This window comes from Bifidobacterium lemurum (genome assembly GCF_014898175.1).
GTDB classification, from domain to species: domain Bacteria; phylum Actinomycetota; class Actinomycetes; order Actinomycetales; family Bifidobacteriaceae; genus Bifidobacterium; species Bifidobacterium lemurum.
This window is the reverse complement of the sequence record NZ_CP062948.1, coordinates 946627-966949: the sequence shown is the minus strand read 5'-3', so window position 1 is coordinate 966949 and position 20323 is coordinate 946627. Positions and strand designations below refer to the sequence as shown.

Here is a 20323-nt window from a genome sequence, read left to right as displayed (position 1 = left end):
CTATGAAAAAACCGCTCTCTGTTCGTGCCGCCGGTAATATCGTGTTGGTATTCATGGTTGCATTTTCGATATTACCGTTCTTCTCGATGCTGTCTGCGGCCCTGCAGCCGCAGGGGTCCATGCCGGAAGGCATCCAGTTCACCGCGACTCCGCACTGGGAGAACTTTATCGACGCGTGGAATATGGCGAATATTCTGCCGTTGCTTAAGTCAAGTTGCATCCTCGTATTGGCTGTGGTGCCGACCGTGGTGCTATGCTCCGCATTGGCGGGATATGCCATGGCACAGCTGCGCGTCCCTGGACGAGGCGTACTGTACGCAATCTTCATCATCGGTCTGACCATTCCTTTCGAGACATTGGTGACGCCGCTGTATTACGAGATTGACGGACTTGGGCTTCTCAATACCCGATGGGCGCTGATTCTGCCGCTTATCGGATTAAATCTGTCCTTTGGTGTCGTATGGATGCGCCAACATTTCGAGCAGATGCCGCGGGATCTTATGGAAGCAGCCAGTATTGACGGCGCCGGTGATTTTCAGACGTTCGTCCGTATTCAGTTGCCTTTGGCATTACCGGCGCTTTCATCACTGGCGATTCTGACCTTCCTGTCCACATGGAACCAGTTCCTGCTGGCAGTGGTGCTGATCAACGATCCACTGAAACGAACGATGGCTGGCGCTCTCCAGACGTTTGTTGGCACATATCAGACAGATGTGGTGTTGCTGAACGCGGGCGCGCTGTTGATTATGGCTCCTACTATGATTCTGTTCATCATATTGCAGCGTTACTTCATCCGCGCCATGCTGGCTGGTTCGGTTAAGGGCTGACCGTCCAATTTTATAATTCCATTTGATGGCCGCCGTAATCAGTTCGGCGGTCATCTTGTTGCACTGGGAGAATTTTGCGATCATGGTCGATAAACACCCCGACGATTGGTGGAAGGACGCCGTCGTCTACCAGATCTATCCACGTTCGTTCCGTGACAGTGATAGTAACGGCGAGGGCGACATCCAAGGCGTAGTCGACAAACTTGATTATCTCGCCCAACTCGGTGTCGATGCCGTCTGGCTTTCACCGTTCTATCCCTCGCCGCTGGCGGACGGTGGCTATGACGTGGCCGATTATTGTGCGGTGGATCCGCGCTTCGGCACCATGAGCCAATTCGACGAACTGGTCGCTGGCGCGCACCAGCGGGACATCAAAGTCATCATTGACATTGTGCCTAATCACACTTCCAACCAGCATCCGTGGTTCCGCGCCGCGCTTGCGGCCGGGCCTGAGTCGCTTGAGTCGGCTCGATACGTGTTCCGTCGTGGTCGTGGCAAACACGGCGAACTGCCTCCCACCAACTGGTTGAGCAATTTCGGTGGTTCTGCATGGGAACCCTGCGGCGACGGCTGGTACTATCTGCACTTGTTTGCCCGCGAGCAGCCCGACCTCAACTGGGACAACTTCGAGGTACGTGAGGAATTCCATCGCATCCTCGAATTTTGGTGTGATAAAGGAGTCGACGGATTCCGCGTCGATGTTTCGCATGGTTTGTCCAAAGATCTCGACGAGCCGCTGCGTGACCGCCCGGAACCCACCCTGATGGCGCCTCAGTCCGCTGACGGCTCCGATCCAATCTGGGACCGTGACGAGGTGCATGTCATCTACCGTGGCTGGCGTGAGATATTTGACCGGTATGCGCCGGCCAAATATGCGGTCGGAGAGTCCTGGACGCCTTTCACTCCGCGTATCTTCCAATATGCACGGCTCGATGAGCTCGGCGCGGTGTTCGATTTCTCTTTGCAGAAGGCTTCGTGGAACGCGGATGAGTATCGCACTGCCATCGAACGAACGCACCATTATGCGATTGAAGCCGGCACATCTCCCACTTGGGTGCTTGGCAACCACGATGTGCCACGCATCGCATCGCGTCTGGGACTGCCCGTTGGAGCGAACATTGAGTCATGGGTTACCTCGAACGGCACCAATCCTCCCATCGACCCCGCCAGCGCAGACCGCCGTGCCCGCGCCGCCGCTCTGGTGATGCTGGGGCTTCCTGGTACCGCGTTCATCTACCAAGGTGATGAGCTCGGACTGCCGGAGGATTTCGATTTGACGGAGGGCCAGGTGCAGGATCCGAATTGGGAGCGATCCGGACACCGTTTCAAAGGCCGCGACGGCTGCCGAATCCCCCTGCCGTGGACTGTCGATGGGCCGACATTCGGCTTCAGCGACACAGGCTCTAGCTGGCTGCCTCAGCCTGACTGGTTCGCTTCCTACGCGGTGGAACGTCAGTGCGGCACCGTCGGTTCTATGCTGGAGCTGTATCGTGCGGCTCTGGCTTTGCGTCGACGGTGGGTTGCTGCAGGCGTTGATCTTCGATTCGACTGGTGGTCGGTCGAGAGCGCGGTCGATGGAGCGAATCCGGCGGATGATGTGTTGAGCTGGTCTTTGCCCTCGGGCATGCATGTGCTGGTAAACTTCTCCACCGTGCGATGCCAGCCATTGCCGGATGGCATGGCGGTGCTGCTCTCGTCCGATCCGCAATGGTTGCCGGGTGAGTCCGTCGAATCCGTTCCTCCGCAGACCGCTGTCTGGCTGGTTGCCGAGTAGTTTGCTGGCGTCTGTATCCGTCCAAGAAGGAGCTCTTCTACGCCGCAGTTGTGCGGCCAGAAGGAGCAGGCGTTACTCGTGGGCGACACATGCTATCTGCTGATCCCATGCGCGGCGATACGTCGCAAAATGTTGCGAGCTAATATAGTGGCTGGCGTGTGGGTTGTCTGCGTGGGATCGAAAACCGACGCAGTTCGACAAGTCCAAGTGCGCGCCGCGATTTGTCCGCTGTTGATTATCGAAGCCGTTGCTTTCGATGACATGCGGATTGAGCCCGCCCAGCCGTTCGATATTGATGCTCGATGCGGCTAAACCAAGCTGTGCATATCCGTGAGATTGGAATCAGCAGGGAATTACTTTCCGGCACGCCAGCTGAACCGTCCAGATGGGAATAAAAACCTTTGTCTGACACCATGGGTCATGTAAACAAAAACGTCTGGCTCGATGGAGTGCCGCACGGCATCGTCGCTGAGAGCGGATGAGCAATGGAAAACGTAAGAAAGGAACTCGACGATGACTTCTTTGAACCGCCCCACTCTTCCCGACGCCGTGCGCACCAACGGCGCGACTCCGAATCCGTGGTGGTCGAACGCCGTGGTGTACCAGATCTATCCCCGATCCTTCCAGGACAGCAACGGCGACGGCTTCGGCGACCTGAAGGGCATCACCTCCCGTCTCGACTATCTGGCCGATCTGGGCGTGGACGTGCTGTGGCTCTCCCCGGTGTACAAGTCCCCGCAGGACGACAACGGCTACGACATCTCCGACTATCAGGACATCGACCCGCTGTTCGGCACGCTCGAGGACATGGACGAGCTGCTCGCCGAGGCGCATAAGCGGGGACTCAAGATCGTGATGGATCTGGTCGTGAACCACACCTCCGACGAGCACGCGTGGTTCGAGGCGTCCAAAGACAAGACCGACCCGCACGCCGACTGGTATTGGTGGCGTCCGGCCAAGCCCGGCCACGAGCCCGGCACCCCCGGCGCGGAACCGAACCAGTGGGGATCCTACTTCGGCGGTTCTGCGTGGGAATACTGCCCCGAGCGCGGCGAGTATTTCCTGCACCAGTATTCCAAGAAGCAGCCCGACCTCAATTGGGAGAACCCCGCGGTGCGTCGCGCTGTGTACGACATGATGAATTGGTGGATGGATCGCGGTATCGACGGCTTCCGCATGGACGTGATCACTCAGATCTCCAAGACCATCGACGCCAACGGCAAGCTGCCGGGCGAGGAAGGTTCTCTGATCGAGGATAATCCGGTGGGCGAGGAGGGATATTCCTCTCCGTTCCCCTTCTGCTCGGACGGACCCCGCGTCGACGAGTTCCTCGCCGAAATGCGTCGCGAGGTGTTCGAGAAGCGCGAGGGTTATATGAACGTGGGCGAAGCCCCCGGCGTCACCCCGTCCCGCAACGAGCACATCACCGATCCCGCGAACAAGGAGCTCGATATGCTCTTCCTGTTCGACCACGTCGGCGTGGACCAGAAGCCCGGCGGTTCCAAGTGGGATGTGGTGCCTTTCGAGGTGAAGAACCTTCGCGAACGTCTTGCGGACCAGCAGTCGGCGGTCAAGAAGGCCGGCTGGGCCAGCTTGTTCTTCTGCAACCATGATCAGCCGCGCGTGGTGTCCCGTTGGGGTGACGACTCCACCGAGGAGGCCCGCGTGCGTTCGGCCAAGGCGCTCGGCTTGCTGCTGCACATGCATCGCGGCACTCCGTACGTCTATCAGGGCGAGGAGCTGGGTATGACCAGCGCCCACTTCACCAGCCTCGACCAGTACCGCGACCTGGAATCCATCAACGGATTCCGCCAGCGGGTCGAGGAAGCCAAAGTGCAGGGCGCGGAATCGATGATGGCCTCCTTGGCCCTGATCAGCCGTGACAACGCCCGCACTCCGATGCAATGGGATGGGTCGAAGTACGCCGGCTTCACCGCGCCTGACGCGGCCACCGAGCCGTGGATCAGCGTGAACCCGAACCATGCCGCGATCAACGCGGCCGCCGAATTCGACGATCCGGATTCCGTGTACGGCTTCTACAAGCAGCTCATCGCCCTGCGCCACGACAATCCCGTCGTCTCCGCCGGCGATTGGAATCTGGTCGATGCGTCCGACGAGCATGTGTACGCCTTCGTGCGCGAGCTTGACGGCCGTCGTCTGCTGGTGATGGTGAATCTCTCCGGCCGTCCGGTCGACCTGCCCGCCGAATCCGCCGCCCTGCTGGCCTCCGGCATCGATGAATCCCAGGTCGTGATCGCCACGCGTGGCGCCTCCCACGCCGTCGTCTCCATCGCCAACAACGAGCTGGCCGGTTGGGAAGGCGTGGTCGTAGCCCTGTAAGCCACGCGGATTGCCTTTCTGACGGCAAGACCTCTCGCCCCGTACGCGCGTCGTGCGGGGCGTTTTCATATCGGACCGGCATCATCCCATCCGTTGGTCGTTCGTCCGGCGTTTGGCCGCCCGCCGCTTACAATGCACACTATGGAACAAAAGGACGTCCTCAAAGCATTGCAGCGTGACCATGCGGCCGAATTGAAGCTCGCCGCCGAGCGATTGAACGGCACGGCCCGTCGAACGGAACCGATTCCGTCGCCCGCCCTGTCCGAAATGACCGGCCACGAGATTATTTTGAAGCCGGAGAATCTGCAGGTCACCGGGTCGTTCAAAATCCGCGGCGCCTACAACAAAATCGCCTCCCTAAGCGAGGAGGAGCTGGCGCGCGGCATCGTCACCGCCTCCGCGGGCAACCATGCCCAGGGCGTCGCCTATGCGGCCCGCGAACGCGGCGCCAAGGCCACGATCTGCATGCCGACCATCACTCCGCCGCTGAAGGTCGACGCCACCAAAGCCTACGGCGCGGAAGTCGTGCTGCATGGCGATGTGTTCGATGAGTCCGCGGCCTATGCCGCCAAGCTTTCCGAAGAGCAGGGCATGGTCTACGTGCCGCCCTTCGACGACTATGAGGTGCTGTGCGGCCAGGGCACCATCGGCCTGGAGATTCTCGAGGACGTGCCGAACGTCACCGATGTGATCGTTCCGCTTGGCGGCGGCGGTCTTGGTGCCGGCGTCGCGCTCGCCATCAAAACCTTCAGGCCCGAAGTGCGTGTGATAGGCGCGATCCCCGAGGGCAGCCCCGCTTTCAAGAATTCCTTCGCGGCTGGACGTGTGGTCGAGGCCGACCAGGTGGTCACCTCCGCCGAGGGTGTCGCCGTCAAACATCCGGGCGACCTGACCTTCGCGCTGCTCAACGAGTTCCTCGACGACCTAGTCACCGTCACCGAGCGCGACATCAACGAGATGATCCTGCTCATGCTCGAAAAGCACAAGCTTGTGGTCGAGGCCGCCGGCGCGGTGTCGCTCGCCGCGTTGGAACATCTCAACCTGCGTTCGCGCAAGTTCGCCGCCGCGGGAGGAGATCATGTGGTGGTGCCGATCATGTCCGGCGGAAACATCGACACAGTGACCATGGGCGCGGTGATCCAGAAGGGCATGATCGCCCGCGGCCGCATCATGAACTTCGAGGTCGAACTGCCCGACACCCCGGGCCAGCTCGTCAAGGTGGCCACGCTGCTCGCGCGCGAACGCGCCAACGTCATCGCCCTGGACCACGACCAGTTCAAGGCGTCCGGCCATTACACGAACGCGGTGGCGCTCGGCGTCACGGTGGAGACCAACGGCCCCGACCATATCGACCGCATCCTCGCGGCGCTTAAGGAAGCCGGTTTCACCCCCAACCGCATCTACTGACCCGCCGACCCGAGTCGCGCCTGTGCGTCCCTCGTGCGTCCCGGGTTGCGTTCGAGCGTTCCTCGTACGTCCTGAGCCGTGCCCAAAGGGCGAGGCGCAAGGATCTCCATCGCAGCCACCCACGCCTCGCCTCCGTTCAGAACATTGAGCGGAGGCGAGTCCGTATTCAGGGGCGGATCAGTCGGAGGCGAGGGTCTCCTCAACCAGCTGCGGCAAGGCGACGGCGATATCCTCATGGATAAGCCGCGTGGCCAAGCGGTCGTACTGCGTGCGTCCCATATTCATGATGGTGATCGGCACTCCCGCCTCGGCTGCCACCGGCACAATGCTCGCCGCCGGATACACCTCCAGCGTGGAGCCGATCACCCACAGCTCATCCGCCCGTGCGGTCAGACGATACGATTTCTCCATCGCGCCTTCCGGAAGCATCTCTCCGAAATACACCACATCGGTTTTGAGCAGCCCGTTGCAGGGCATATCACCCGAGTAGGGGAGCCTGCGGTGGCAATGCGGATCCGGTTCCTCGTCCAGCCGGTCCATGATGTCGGCCGTGTCATATTTCTGATGGCATTTCATGCAGTGCGAGGTGCCGATGGTGCCGTGCAGGTTCACGATCACCTCGTCGCTATTGCCCGCCTTCTCGTGCAGTCCGTCGAAATTCTGCGTGGCGAGCAGGCTGAGCATGCCGGCCTGTTCGAGTTTCGCCAGCGCGGCGTGTGCGGCCCCCGGCTGGGCGTTCCATACCGGTGATTCCTTCTGCCAACGCCATGAGTAGGCCCGCGCCTGTGGGTCGTTTCGGAACAGGTCGATGTCGTAGACGCTGGTTTGCTCCGGATGCTTGGTCCATACGCCGTCCGGTCCGCGGAAGTCGGGTATGCCAGCGGAGGTGGAGATTCCTGCGCCGGTCAGCACTGCGATTGTTTTCGTCATGTCTATAGGTATACGCGCACGCCGTTTCCTGTACAACCGGATGGCGGATGTCGCCGAAGAATGGGATCGGACCGTCCCGTCCCGCACGCGTTGGCCCGATAGACTCCCAGATTCGTGCTGGTGATCGGCAAGGTCCTGTTCTCGCACATGTTGGTCCGTCCTGTCCCGCAGGAGTATCGCTGGACTACGGAATGCGTGATATCGCGGCTGATGTGGTTCGGCTTCATCATGAAAGATGCCGCCGAGTCCGTTCCGGTGGGACGACCGCTGCGACACGCCGTATCGAAATTGATTTCATTACTTTCGGAGCGCTTCATCAGCGATATTCTGGTTTCAAGCGGGCAAAAAGCCCTTTTATGACACGCCGAAAGAACCGTGTGTTTTCAACGGTTCTTCGCTTTTCTGCGCCCTGCGATTTGCGTAAAAGGGCAAGGGCGTGTAAGTTTATCTCTTGCTGCCGGTCAGCGAGGGGAAATCTCCAAGAGATTGCTTCGGACTGAGTGTGTGGTGGTGGTTTGAGAACTCAAGAGCGTGTTTGTACTACTTCTTTATAGTCAATGATTGCCAGTTCATTGCCCGCCTGGTTTTGCCGGGTCCGCGGGAGCGGTTAATGGGTGGTGAGGTTTTTGTGAGTGGCGTCCTTCCTTATAGGACGTGCTCGTCATTTTCTTTTGGAAAATAATTGTTTGAGAGTCATCTATTCGATGTCTTTCCACGAGGTTTTTTTGTGGAGGGTTCGATTCTGGCTCAGGATGAACGCTGGCGGCGTGCTTAACACATGCAAGTCGAACGGGATCCACCAAGCTTGCTTGGTGGTGAGAGTGGCGAACGGGTGAGTAATGCGTGACCGACCTGCCCCATGCACCGGAATAGCTCCTGGAAACGGGTGGTAATGCCGGATGTTCCACATGATCGCATGTGATTGTGGGAAAGCTTTCGCGGCATGGGATGGGGTCGCGTCCTATCAGCTTGATGGCGGGGTAACGGCCCACCATGGCTTCGACGGGTAGCCGGCCTGAGAGGGCGACCGGCCACATTGGGACTGAGATACGGCCCAGACTCCTACGGGAGGCAGCAGTGGGGAATATTGCACAATGGGCGCAAGCCTGATGCAGCGACGCCGCGTGCGGGATGGAGGCCTTCGGGTTGTAAACCGCTTTTGTTGGGGAGCAAGCGATAAGTGAGTGTACCTTTCGAATAAGCACCGGCTAACTACGTGCCAGCAGCCGCGGTAATACGTAGGGTGCAAGCGTTATCCGGAATTATTGGGCGTAAAGAGCTCGTAGGCGGTTTGTCGCGTCCGGTGTGAAAGTCCATCGCTTAACGGTGGATCTGCGCCGGGTACGGGCAGGCTGGAGTGCGGTAGGGGAGACTGGAATTCCCGGTGTAACGGTGGAATGTGTAGATATCGGGAAGAACACCAATGGCGAAGGCAGGTCTCTGGGCCGTTACTGACGCTGAGGAGCGAAAGCGTGGGGAGCGAACAGGATTAGATACCCTGGTAGTCCACGCCGTAAACGGTGGATGCTGGATGTGGGGCCCGTTCCACGGGTTCCGTGTCGGAGCTAACGCGTTAAGCATCCCGCCTGGGGAGTACGGCCGCAAGGCTAAAACTCAAAGAAATTGACGGGGGCCCGCACAAGCGGCGGAGCATGCGGATTAATTCGATGCAACGCGAAGAACCTTACCTGGGCTTGACATGTTCCCGACCGCCCCAGAGATGGGGCTTCCCTTCGGGGCGGGTTCACAGGTGGTGCATGGTCGTCGTCAGCTCGTGTCGTGAGATGTTGGGTTAAGTCCCGCAACGAGCGCAACCCTCGCCTGATGTTGCCAGCGGGTCGTGCCGGGAACTCATCAGGGACCGCCGGGGTTAACTCGGAGGAAGGTGGGGATGACGTCAGATCATCATGCCCCTTACGTCCAGGGCTTCACGCATGCTACAATGGCCGGCACAACGGGATGCGACATGGCGACATGGAGCGGATCCCTGAAAACCGGTCTCAGTTCGGATCGCAGTCTGCAACTCGACTGCGTGAAGGCGGAGTCGCTAGTAATCGCGAATCAGCAACGTCGCGGTGAATGCGTTCCCGGGCCTTGTACACACCGCCCGTCAAGTCATGAAAGTGGGTAGCACCCGAAGCCGGTGGCCCAACCCCTTTGTGGGAGGGAGCCGTCTAAGGTGAGACTCGTGATTGGGACTAAGTCGTAACAAGGTAGCCGTACCGGAAGGTGCGGCTGGATCACCTCCTTTCTACGGAGAATTCAGGACGACGTTGGTCGTCCGGTGCGAACGCCCCTTCTTCATGGGCCGCCCGTTCGGGTGGCCGGGAGGGGCTGCTGGTGTGGAAACGGTCGTTGGCTTCCGCGTCCTTCGGGGCGTGGGGGAGTGGTGCGGGCATGCTTTTGGGCTCCCGGACCGCCACCCGCGACGAAGGTCGTGGGCGTGGGTCCTCGCCCGTCGGGTCCGTCCCTTCCCCTGTCGGGGTGGTGGCGGCTTGGCGCGCGCGTGGGTGGTTTGAGAACTGGATAGTGGACGCGAGCGAGAACGGGAGGCCTTCGTTGGTCTCTTGTCTCGCTGTTGATTTCGATCGAACTCCTCACTTGTTGTGAGGGTGTTCGTTTGATCGTTTTGTTGATCGTTTAGTGTGATGATTTGTTGTCTAGGAGTTTGCTGGTGTTCTTGCGGCATGCTCAACGCTTCTTTGTTGGGTGTTGGGTGTTGCTTGCAAGGGCGTATGGTGGATGCCTTGGCAGACAGGACCGATGAAGGACGCGAGGGGCCGCGATAGGCCTCGGGGAGCCGCCGACTGGGCTTTGATCCGAGGATCTCCGAATGGGGGAACCCGCCAGCCGTCATGGGCTGGCACCGCCTTCGGGCGGGGGGTACGCAGGGAAGTGAAACATCTCAGTACCTGCAGGAAAGGATATTCCGTGAGTAGTGGCGAGCGAAAGCGGATCAGGCTAAACCGTCCGCGCGTGATACCCGTCGGGGGTTGCGCGGGCGGTGTCGCGGGAACGCGCCTCCGGGCTCCGACGGGCCCGGCGGGAGTGACAAAACCATGTGTCAGGGGAACCGGGTTGAATACCGGGCCGCAGAGGGTGATGGCCCCGTACCTGAACGCGCATGGTCTCCCGGCCGCGTCTCCCAAGTAGCACGGGCCTCGTGGAATCCCGTGTGAATCTGCCCGGACCGTCGGGTAAGCCTAAATATTCCTGTCTGACCGATAGCGAACGAGTACCGTGAGGGAAAGGTGAAAAGTACCCCGGGAGGGGAGTGAAACAGTCTCTGAAACCATGCGCCTACAATCCGTCGGAGCCTTTCGGGGTGACGGCGTGCCTATCGAAAAATGAGTCTGCGAGTCAGTGGTATGTGGCGAGGTTAACCCGTCGTGGGGGATCCGTAGCGAAAGCGAGTCTTAAAAGGCGTTTTAGTCGCGTGCCCTGGACCCGAAGCGGGATGATCTAGCCCTGAGCAGGTTGAGGCGCGGGTAAGACCGCGTGGAGGACCGAACCCACTTAGGTTGAAAACTGAGGGGATGACTTGGGGTTAGGGGTGAAAGGCCAATCAAATTCCGTGATAGCTGGTTCTCTCCGAAATGCATTTAGGTGCAGCGTCGGTTGATTACATCCGGGGGGTAGAGCTACTGGATGCTTGCGGGCCCATATCGGGTACCAATAGCAACCAAACTCCGAATACCCGTGATGCGTATTCCGGCAGTGAGTCGGCGGGGGATAAGCTCCGTCGTCGAAAGGGAAACAGCCCAGATCGTCGTCTAAGGTCCCCAAGCGTGTGCTAAGTGGGAAAGGATGTGGAGTCGCATAGACAGCCAGGAGGTTGGCTTAGAAGCAGCCATCCTTAAAAGAGTTCGTAACAGATCACTGGTCTAGTGGTTCCGCGCCGACAATGTAGCGGGGCTCAAGCACACCACCGAAGACGCGGCAGCAGCCTTTGGCTGCTGGGTAGGAGAGCGTTCCATGCGGGGCGAAGCGGCGGCGTAAGCCTGCCGTGGACCGCATGGAAGTGAGAATGCAGACATGAGTAGCGAAAGCGGGGTGAAGATCCCCGCCGCTGGATGACTAAGGGTTCCGGGGCCACGTTCATCGTCCCCGGGTTAGTCGGGTCCTAAGGCGAGGCCGACAGGCGTAGTCGAATGGACGAACGGGTCGATATTCCCGTACCGGCTTTCAGCCGCCAAAACCGAGGCTTGGAGTACTAACCTCCGGTCTTCGGCTTACTCCTCCTTCGGGAGGGGGATGCCGGATTCCGTTGGGACCGATCCTTGTAGTAGGTCAGCGCAGGAGTGACGCAGAGAGGTAGCCGGCCGCGGAGGTGGTTTTCCGTGGTCAAGCGTGCAGCCCGTCCCCCAGGCAAATCCGGGGGGCGTGAGGGCGAGGCGCGATGATGGGGCCCGTGATGGGCCGAATCCGGTGATCCTGGCTGCCGAGAAAAGCTTCGGCGTTAGGCTGTCGGCCGCCCGTACCCCAAACCGACACTGGTGGTCAGGTAGAGAATACCAAAGCGATCGAGCGAATCCTGGTCAAGGAACTCGGCAAATTGCTCCCGTGCCTTCGGTATAAGGGAGACCCCCTCGCGTGAACCGGCCTGCCCGGGGAGCGTTGGGGGGTGGCACAGACCAGGGGGTAGCGACTGTTTACCAAAAACACAGGTGCATGCGAAGACGTAAGTCGCTGTATATGCACTGACGCCTGCCCGGTGCCGGAAGGTTAAGAGGATCCGTCAGCTTTTTGCGAAGCGGTGAATTCAAGCCCCGGTAAACGGCGGTGGTAACTATAACCATCCTAAGGTAGCGAAATTCCTTGTCGGGTAAGTTCCGACCTGCACGAATGGCGTAACGACTTCCCCACTGTCTCGACCAGGAGCTCGGCGAAATTGCAGTACGAGTAAAGATGCTCGTTAAGCGCAGAAGGACGAAAAGACCCCGGGACCTTTACTATACCTTGGTATTGGCATTCGGTGCGGATTGTGTAGCATAGGCGGGAGGCTACGAGACCACGGCGCCAGCCGTGGTGGAGCCGTCGTTGAAATACCGCTCTGTTCGCATTGGATGTCTCACCTCGACCAGTCATCCTGGTCAGGGACAGTGCCTGGCGGGTAGTTTAACTGGGGCGGTTGCCTCCCAAAGAGTAACGGAGGCGCTCAAAGGTTCCCTCAGCCCGGTTGGCAATCGGGTGGCGAGTGTAAGTGCACAAGGGAGCTTGACTGCGAGACTGACGGGTCGAGCAGGGACGAAAGTCGGAACTAGTGATCCGGTGCCGGCGCACGGACGCGGCATCGCTCAACGGATAAAAGGTACCCCGGGGATAACAGGCTGATCATTCCCAAGAGTCCATATCGACGGGATGGTTTGGCACCTCGATGTCGGCTCGTCGCATCCTGGGGCTGGAGCAGGTCCCAAGGGTTCGGCTGTTCGCCGATTAAAGCGGCACGCGAGCTGGGTTCAGAACGTCGTGAGACAGTTTGGTCTCTATCCTCTGCGCTCGTTGGAATCTTGAGGAGGCCTGCCCATAGTACGAGAGGACCTGGGTGGACGAACCTCTGGTATGCCGGTTGTCGCGCCAGCGGCACGGCCGGTTGGCTACGTTCGGAAGGGATAACCGCTGAAAGCATCTAAGCGGGAAGCCTGCTCCAAGATTAGGATTCCATGGGACCCTCGAGTCCCTGTAGCCCCCATGCAGAACACGTGGTCGATAGGCCGGATGTGGAAGCCCCGCGAGGGGTGGAGCTGACCGGTACTAACGGGCGAAAGGCAACATCCCATCCCTCCCTTCCGGGAGGGGCCGCAAGCATCACCCGGCAAGCCACCGGACGACAAGGAGCACGACTCCGGTCCGCACTGCGATCAAACACGAAACCACGCGTCCGCTAGCCGGTTCCCAACCCACCGACACACCCCCACCGCGGGGCATAACAGAAAGATTTGCGGCGGCCATGGCCTGGGTGAGACGCCCGGTCCCATTCCGAACCCGGAAGCTAAGGCCCAGCACGGCGATGGTACTGCACCCGACAGGGTGTGGGAGAGTAGCACGCCGCCGCACCACACGAACAGGACGGCCCCGGTCGAGCCACACGGCTCCCGGGGCCGTCCCCATACCCACACACACGACAAACCGCCAACACGACAAACCCGACCACCACATGGTGCTCGGGTTTTTTCGTATTTGGAGCTGACATAATAAGCGTTATCGGCGATTTTGCCTCATTCTCCTCTTTTCTGCATCAAGTCTAACAAAATGATGCAGAAAGAGAGGAGAATGAGGTAGAACTGAGATATGCATGACTTCGATTACCTCACGCTGCCCGCAGCGCTTACCGATCCCGGCATCACCAAGCTGCTGCTCGAAATTCGCGAGCATAAGGGGCGGCAGAATCTATGGCTGACCGCACGGCCGGATGTGCTGGAATCGTTGATCCATGTCGCTCAGATCGAAAGCACCGGCTCGTCCAACCGTATCGAAGGCATCGTCACCACCGAACGCCGCCTGGCGGATCTCATGGTGCGCAGCATAGAACCGCGAGGTCGCGCCGAAGAGGAAATCGCGGGGTATCGAGATGTGCTCGCGCTGATTCACGAACAGCATGACTATATCGCCATTAGCCCCAATGTGATTCTGCAGCTTCATCGGGATCTGATGCGCCACACCTCGCTGTCGTATGGCGGGCGTTGGAAGGATGGCGACAATGAAATCGTCGGGCTTGATGACCAAGGCAACCGCATGGTGCGTTTCCGACCTGTTCCTGCGGTCGCCACTCCCACGGCCATGGAACGGCTATGCTCGACCTTCCGTGATGCGCTGGAGGCGGACCGCTATGATCCGCTGCTGCTGGTCATTCGTTTCGTTTTCGACTTTCTGTGCATCCATCCGTTCAATGACGGCAATGGACGTATGAGTCGGCTGCTGACCGTGCTGCTGATGGAGCAATCGGGATATCTGGTCGGTCGCTATATCAGTGTGGAACGGCTAATCGAAGACAACAAAAGCCTGTATTACGACGCTCTCGCCGCAAGTTCGGCCGGATGGGATGAAAACCTCAATGACGAGGCACCATTCGTGCGGTTCATGCTGGGCGTGGTGCTTGCCGCATATCGCGACCTGGCGCAACGAGTCGAGACGGTGGCGGGCGGCGGGCGGAAAACCAAAGCCCAACGGGTCGAAGACGTGTTTGAACGGCGTCCTGGCAAAATCACCAAGGCGATGATTCACCGCGAATGTCCCGATATCAGTCTGACGACCATAGAACGTGCCTTGAAGCAATTGGTCGATGAAGGCCGTATCGTCAAAGTCGGCGGCGGCCGTGGCACCGGCTATGTGCTTGCCTCGCCAGGTGATCGCACTCGGAGGCCCCGATGACCAGAGCGAAGATCTCGGACGAGACTGAGAACGCCGCGCATCCAGACGGAACATCATGCGAAGATCAGACGATGCGCGGCATGGGCGTGTCGTCGCTTTTGTGGTGATTGTGTGTGGACGAATAAGCGTTACTGCGTCGTTTTCTGGAGACAAAGTATTTCCGCGGGGATTTTTGTTCACTGAAACGCGTTTTCGACACGCCGATGAAAGGCAGTGTTTGCAACGATTCGGCAATGTCTTGCCGATGTGGATTTGCGTTTTGGTTCGGGTGTGTGTAAGTTATTCATCTTGCTGCCGGTCAGCGAGGGGAAATCTCCAAGAGATTGCTTCGGACTGAGTGTGTGGTGGTGGTTTGAGAACTCAAGAGCGTGTTTGTACTACTTCTTTATAGTCAATGATTGCCAGTTCATTGCCCGCCTGGTTTTGCCGGGTCCGCGGGAGCGGTTAATGGGTGGTGAGGTTTTTGTGAGTGGCGTCCTTCCTTATAGGACGTGCTCGTCATTTTCTTTTGGAAAATAATTGTTTGAGAGTCATCTATTCGATGTCTTTCCACGAGGTTTTTTTGTGGAGGGTTCGATTCTGGCTCAGGATGAACGCTGGCGGCGTGCTTAACACATGCAAGTCGAACGGGATCCACCAAGCTTGCTTGGTGGTGAGAGTGGCGAACGGGTGAGTAATGCGTGACCGACCTGCCCCATGCACCGGAATAGCTCCTGGAAACGGGTGGTAATGCCGGATGTTCCACATGATCGCATGTGATTGTGGGAAAGCTTTCGCGGCATGGGATGGGGTCGCGTCCTATCAGCTTGATGGCGGGGTAACGGCCCACCATGGCTTCGACGGGTAGCCGGCCTGAGAGGGCGACCGGCCACATTGGGACTGAGATACGGCCCAGACTCCTACGGGAGGCAGCAGTGGGGAATATTGCACAATGGGCGCAAGCCTGATGCAGCGACGCCGCGTGCGGGATGGAGGCCTTCGGGTTGTAAACCGCTTTTGTTGGGGAGCAAGCGATAAGTGAGTGTACCTTTCGAATAAGCACCGGCTAACTACGTGCCAGCAGCCGCGGTAATACGTAGGGTGCAAGCGTTATCCGGAATTATTGGGCGTAAAGAGCTCGTAGGCGGTTTGTCGCGTCCGGTGTGAAAGTCCATCGCTTAACGGTGGATCTGCGCCGGGTACGGGCAGGCTGGAGTGCGGTAGGGGAGACTGGAATTCCCGGTGTAACGGTGGAATGTGTAGATATCGGGAAGAACACCAATGGCGAAGGCAGGTCTCTGGGCCGTTACTGACGCTGAGGAGCGAAAGCGTGGGGAGCGAACAGGATTAGATACCCTGGTAGTCCACGCCGTAAACGGTGGATGCTGGATGTGGGGCCCGTTCCACGGGTTCCGTGTCGGAGCTAACGCGTTAAGCATCCCGCCTGGGGAGTACGGCCGCAAGGCTAAAACTCAAAGAAATTGACGGGGGCCCGCACAAGCGGCGGAGCATGCGGATTAATTCGATGCAACGCGAAGAACCTTACCTGGGCTTGACATGTTCCCGACCGCCCCAGAGATGGGGCTTCCCTTCGGGGCGGGTTCACAGGTGGTGCATGGTCGTCGTCAGCTCGTGTCGTGAGATGTTGGGTTAAGTCCCGCAACGAGCGCAACCCTCGCCTGATGTTGCCAGCGGGTCGTGCCGGGAACTCATCAGGGACCGCCGGGGTTAACTCGGAGGAAGGTGGGGATGACGTCAGATCATCATGCCCCTTACGTCCAGGGCTTCACGCATGCTACAATGGCCGGCACAACGGGATGCGACATGGCGACATGGAGCGGATCCCTGAAAACCGGTCTCAGTTCGGATCGCAGTCTGCAACTCGACTGCGTGAAGGCGGAGTCGCTAGTAATCGCGAATCAGCAACGTCGCGGTGAATGCGTTCCCGGGCCTTGTACACACCGCCCGTCAAGTCATGAAAGTGGGTAGCACCCGAAGCCGGTGGCCCAACCCCTTTGTGGGAGGGAGCCGTCTAAGGTGAGACTCGTGATTGGGACTAAGTCGTAACAAGGTAGCCGTACCGGAAGGTGCGGCTGGATCACCTCCTTTCTACGGAGAATTCAGGACGACGTTGGTCGTCCGGTGCGAACGCCCCTTCTTCATGGGCCGCCCGTTCGGGTGGCCGGGAGGGGCTGCTGGTGTGGAAACGGTCGTTGGCTTCCGCGTCCTTCGGGGCGTGGGGGAGTGGTGCGGGCATGCTTTTGGGCTCCCGGACCGCCACCCGCGACGAAGGTCGTGGGCGTGGGTCCTCGCCCGTCGGGTCCGTCCCTTCCCCTGTCGGGGTGGTGGCGGCTTGGCGCGCGCGTGGGTGGTTTGAGAACTGGATAGTGGACGCGAGCGAGAACGGGAGGCCTTCGTTGGTCTCTTGTCTCGCTGTTGATTTCGATCGAACTCCTCACTTGTTGTGAGGGTGTTCGTTTGATCGTTTTGTTGATCGTTTAGTGTGATGATTTGTTGTCTAGGAGTTTGCTGGTGTTCTTGCGGCATGCTCAACGCTTCTTTGTTGGGTGTTGGGTGTTGCTTGCAAGGGCGTATGGTGGATGCCTTGGCAGACAGGACCGATGAAGGACGCGAGGGGCCGCGATAGGCCTCGGGGAGCCGCCGACTGGGCTTTGATCCGAGGATCTCCGAATGGGGGAACCCGCCAGCCGTCATGGGCTGGCACCGCCTTCGGGCGGGGGGTACGCAGGGAAGTGAAACATCTCAGTACCTGCAGGAAAGGATATTCCGTGAGTAGTGGCGAGCGAAAGCGGATCAGGCTAAACCGTCCGCGCGTGATACCCGTCGGGGGTTGCGCGGGCGGTGTCGCGGGAACGCGCCTCCGGGCTCCGACGGGCCCGGCGGGAGTGACAAAACCATGTGTCAGGGGAACCGGGTTGAATACCGGGCCGCAGAGGGTGATGGCCCCGTACCTGAACGCGCATGGTCTCCCGGCCGCGTCTCCCAAGTAGCACGGGCCTCGTGGAATCCCGTGTGAATCTGCCCGGACCGTCGGGTAAGCCTAAATATTCCTGTCTGACCGATAGCGAACGAGTACCGTGAGGGAAAGGTGAAAAGTACCCCGGGAGGGGAGTGAAACAGTCTCTGAAACCATGCGCCTACAATCCGTCGGAGCCTTTCGGGGTGACGGCGTGCCTATCGAAAAATGAGTCTGCGAGTCAGTGGTATGTGGCGAGGTTAACCCGTCGTGGGGGATCCGTAGCGAAAGCGAGTCTTAAAAGGCGTTTTAGTCGCGTGCCCTGGACCCGAAGCGGGATGATCTAGCCCTGAGCAGGTTGAGGCGCGGGTAAGACCGCGTGGAGGACCGAACCCACTTAGGTTGAAAACTGAGGGGATGACTTGGGGTTAGGGGTGAAAGGCCAATCAAATTCCGTGATAGCTGGTTCTCTCCGAAATGCATTTAGGTGCAGCGTCGGTTGATTACATCCGGGGGGTAGAGCTACTGGATGCTTGCGGGCCCATATCGGGTACCAATAGCAACCAAACTCCGAATACCCGTGATGCGTATTCCGGCAGTGAGTCGGCGGGGGATAAGCTCCGTCGTCGAAAGGGAAACAGCCCAGATCGTCGTCTAAGGTCCCCAAGCGTGTGCTAAGTGGGAAAGGATGTGGAGTCGCATAGACAGCCAGGAGGTTGGCTTAGAAGCAGCCATCCTTAAAAGAGTTCGTAACAGATCACTGGTCTAGTGGTTCCGCGCCGACAATGTAGCGGGGCTCAAGCACACCACCGAAGACGCGGCAGCAGCCTTTGGCTGCTGGGTAGGAGAGCGTTCCATGCGGGGCGAAGCGGCGGCGTAAGCCTGCCGTGGACCGCATGGAAGTGAGAATGCAGACATGAGTAGCGAAAGCGGGGTGAAGATCCCCGCCGCTGGATGACTAAGGGTTCCGGGGCCACGTTCATCGTCCCCGGGTTAGTCGGGTCCTAAGGCGAGGCCGACAGGCGTAGTCGAATGGACGAACGGGTCGATATTCCCGTACCGGCTTTCAGCCGCCAAAACCGAGGCTTGGAGTACTAACCTCCGGTCTTCGGCTTACTCCTCCTTCGGGAGGGGGATGCCGGATTCCGTTGGGACCGATCCTTGTAGTAGGTCAGCGCAGGAGTGACGCAGAGAGGTAGCCGGCCGCGGAGGTGGTTTTCCGTGGTCAAGCGTGCAGCCCGTCCCCCAGGCAAATCCGGGGGGCGTGAGGGCGAGGCGCGATGATGGGGCCCGTGATGGGCCGAATCCGGTGATCCTGGCTGCCGAGAAAAGCTTCGGCGTTAGGCTGTCGGCCGCCCGTACCCCAAACCGACACTGGTGGTCAGGTAGAGAATACCAAAGCGATCGAGCGAATCCTGGTCAAGGAACTCGGCAAATTGCTCCCGTGCCTTCGGTATAAGGGAGACCCCCTCGCGTGAACCGGCCTGCCCGGGGAGCGTTGGGGGGTGGCACAGACCAGGGGGTAGCGACTGTTTACCAAAAACACAGGTGCATGCGAAGACGTAAGTCGCTGTATATGCACTGACGCCTGCCCGGTGCCGGAAGGTTAAGAGGATCCGTCAGCTTTTTGCGAAGCGGTGAATTCAAGCCCCGGTAAACGGCGGTGGTAACTATAACCATCCTAAGGTAGCGAAATTCCTTGTCGGGTAAGTTCCGACCTGCACGAATGGCGTAACGACTTCCCCACTGTCTCGACCAGGAGCTCGGCGAAATTGCAGTACGAGTAAAGATGCTCGTTAAGCGCAGAAGGACGAAAAGACCCCGGGACCTTTACTATACCTTGGTATTGGCATTCGGTGCGGATTGTGTAGCATAGGCGGGAGGCTACGAGACCACGGCGCCAGCCGTGGTGGAGCCGTCGTTGAAATACCGCTCTGTTCGCATTGGATGTCTCACCTCGACCAGTCATCCTGGTCAGGGACAGTGCCTGGCGGGTAGTTTAACTGGGGCGGTTGCCTCCCAAAGAGTAACGGAGGCGCTCAAAGGTTCCCTCAGCCCGGTTGGCAATCGGGTGGCGAGTGTAAGTGCACAAGGGAGCTTGACTGCGAGACTGACGGGTCGAGCAGGGACGAAAGTCGGAACTAGTGATCCGGTGCCGGCGCACGGACGCGGCATCGCTCAACGGATAAAAGGTACCCCGGGGATAACAGGCTGATCATTCCCAAGAGTCCATATCGACGGGATGGTTTGGCACCTCGATGTCGGCTCGTCGCATCCTGGGGCTGGAGCAGGTCCCAAGGGTTCGGCTGTTCGCCGATTAAAGCGGCACGCGAGCTGGGTTCAGAACGTCGTGAGACAGTTTGGTCTCTATCCTCTGCGCTCGTTGGAATCTTGAGGAGGCCTGCCCATAGTACGAGAGGACCTGGGTGGACGAACCTCTGGTATGCCGGTTGTCGCGCCAGCGGCACGGCCGGTTGGCTACGTTCGGAAGGGATAACCGCTGAAAGCATCTAAGCGGGAAGCCTGCTCCAAGATTAGGATTCCATGGGACCCTCGAGTCCCTGTAGCCCCCATGCAGAACACGTGGTCGATAGGCCGGATGTGGAAGCCCCGCGAGGGGTGGAGCTGACCGGTACTAACGGGCGAAAGGCAACATCCCATCCCTCCCTTCCGGGAGGGGCCGCAAGCATCACCCGGCAAGCCACCGGACGACAAGGA

General features: G+C 59.4%; 7 protein-coding genes and 5 rRNA genes. 11 read left to right on the top strand and 1 reads right to left on the bottom strand.

Features of this window, described 5'->3' with window-relative positions:
• The first annotated feature begins 2 nt into the window (after nucleotides 1-2).
• The 4 genes from BL8807_RS03665 to ilvA all read left to right on the top strand — a co-directional run bounded on the left by BL8807_RS03665 (nucleotide 3) and on the right by ilvA (nucleotide 6348).
• Complete coding sequence (locus BL8807_RS03665; RefSeq protein WP_072725305.1) at nucleotides 3-827, top strand: carbohydrate ABC transporter permease; 825 nt, start codon at nucleotides 3-5, stop codon at nucleotides 825-827.
• A gap of 82 nt (nucleotides 828-909) precedes the next feature.
• Entirely contained in the window at nucleotides 910-2601 is a 1692-nt protein-coding gene (locus tag BL8807_RS03660; RefSeq protein ID WP_072725303.1) for a glycoside hydrolase family 13 protein, read from the top strand.
• Nucleotides 2602-3114: 513 nt separating this feature from the next.
• Nucleotides 3115-4941 carry an alpha-glucosidase gene (locus BL8807_RS03655; RefSeq protein ID WP_072725299.1) on the top strand — a complete coding sequence of 609 codons (1827 nt, stop codon included), beginning with the start codon at nucleotides 3115-3117 and terminating at the stop codon, nucleotides 4939-4941.
• 141 nt (nucleotides 4942-5082) lie between these two features.
• A complete protein-coding gene (gene ilvA, locus BL8807_RS03650) occupies nucleotides 5083-6348 on the top strand; it encodes a threonine ammonia-lyase (protein WP_072725297.1) in 1266 nt (421 codons plus the stop codon).
• A gap of 177 nt (nucleotides 6349-6525) precedes the next feature.
• Here ilvA and BL8807_RS03645 read toward each other — a convergent pair whose 3' ends face one another.
• Nucleotides 6526-7278 (bottom strand): SIR2 family NAD-dependent protein deacylase, encoded by a 753-nt coding sequence (locus tag BL8807_RS03645; protein ID WP_072725294.1) that lies wholly within the window; start codon nucleotides 7276-7278, stop codon nucleotides 6526-6528.
• A 114-nt stretch (nucleotides 7279-7392) separates the two neighbouring features.
• On the opposite strand from BL8807_RS03645, the gene BL8807_RS03640 reads away from it, so the two are divergent.
• The 7 genes from BL8807_RS03640 (at nucleotide 7393) to BL8807_RS03610 (ending at nucleotide 20264) form a co-directional block, all read left to right on the top strand.
• Complete coding sequence (locus tag BL8807_RS03640; protein WP_143147977.1) at nucleotides 7393-7638, top strand: hypothetical protein; 246 nt, start codon at nucleotides 7393-7395, stop codon at nucleotides 7636-7638.
• A gap of 364 nt (nucleotides 7639-8002) precedes the next feature.
• A 16S ribosomal RNA gene (locus BL8807_RS03635) occupies nucleotides 8003-9529 on the top strand.
• 464 nt (nucleotides 9530-9993) lie between these two features.
• Nucleotides 9994-13056 (top strand): 23S ribosomal RNA (locus BL8807_RS03630).
• A gap of 162 nt (nucleotides 13057-13218) precedes the next feature.
• A 5S ribosomal RNA gene (rrf, locus tag BL8807_RS03625) occupies nucleotides 13219-13335 on the top strand.
• Nucleotides 13336-13569: 234 nt separating this feature from the next.
• Nucleotides 13570-14649, top strand: coding sequence for a Fic family protein (locus BL8807_RS03620; RefSeq protein ID WP_072727145.1), 1080 nt, complete (start codon nucleotides 13570-13572; stop codon nucleotides 14647-14649).
• Nucleotides 14650-15210: 561 nt separating this feature from the next.
• Nucleotides 15211-16737, top strand: a 16S ribosomal RNA gene (locus tag BL8807_RS03615).
• Nucleotides 16738-17201: 464 nt separating this feature from the next.
• Nucleotides 17202-20264 (top strand): 23S ribosomal RNA (locus BL8807_RS03610).
• Together the 16S, 23S and 5S rRNA genes form the textbook arrangement of a ribosomal RNA operon.
• Nucleotides 20265-20323 lie beyond the last annotated feature (59 nt).

Bases quoted from the DNA above. Each gene is read 5' to 3' on its own strand.
- ilvA (WP_072725297.1), top strand. From the start codon at position 5,083: ATGGAACAAAAGGACGTCCTCAAAGCATTGCAGCGTGACCATGCGGCC.
- BL8807_RS03665 (WP_072725305.1), top strand. From the start codon at position 3: ATGAAAAAACCGCTCTCTGTTCGTGCCGCCGGTAATATCGTGTTGGTA.
- BL8807_RS03645 (WP_072725294.1), bottom strand. From the start codon at position 7,278: ATGACGAAAACAATCGCAGTGCTGACCGGCGCAGGAATCTCCACCTCC.
- BL8807_RS03660 (WP_072725303.1), top strand. From the start codon at position 910: ATGGTCGATAAACACCCCGACGATTGGTGGAAGGACGCCGTCGTCTAC.
- BL8807_RS03620 (WP_072727145.1), top strand. From the start codon at position 13,570: ATGCATGACTTCGATTACCTCACGCTGCCCGCAGCGCTTACCGATCCC.
- BL8807_RS03655 (WP_072725299.1), top strand. From the start codon at position 3,115: ATGACTTCTTTGAACCGCCCCACTCTTCCCGACGCCGTGCGCACCAAC.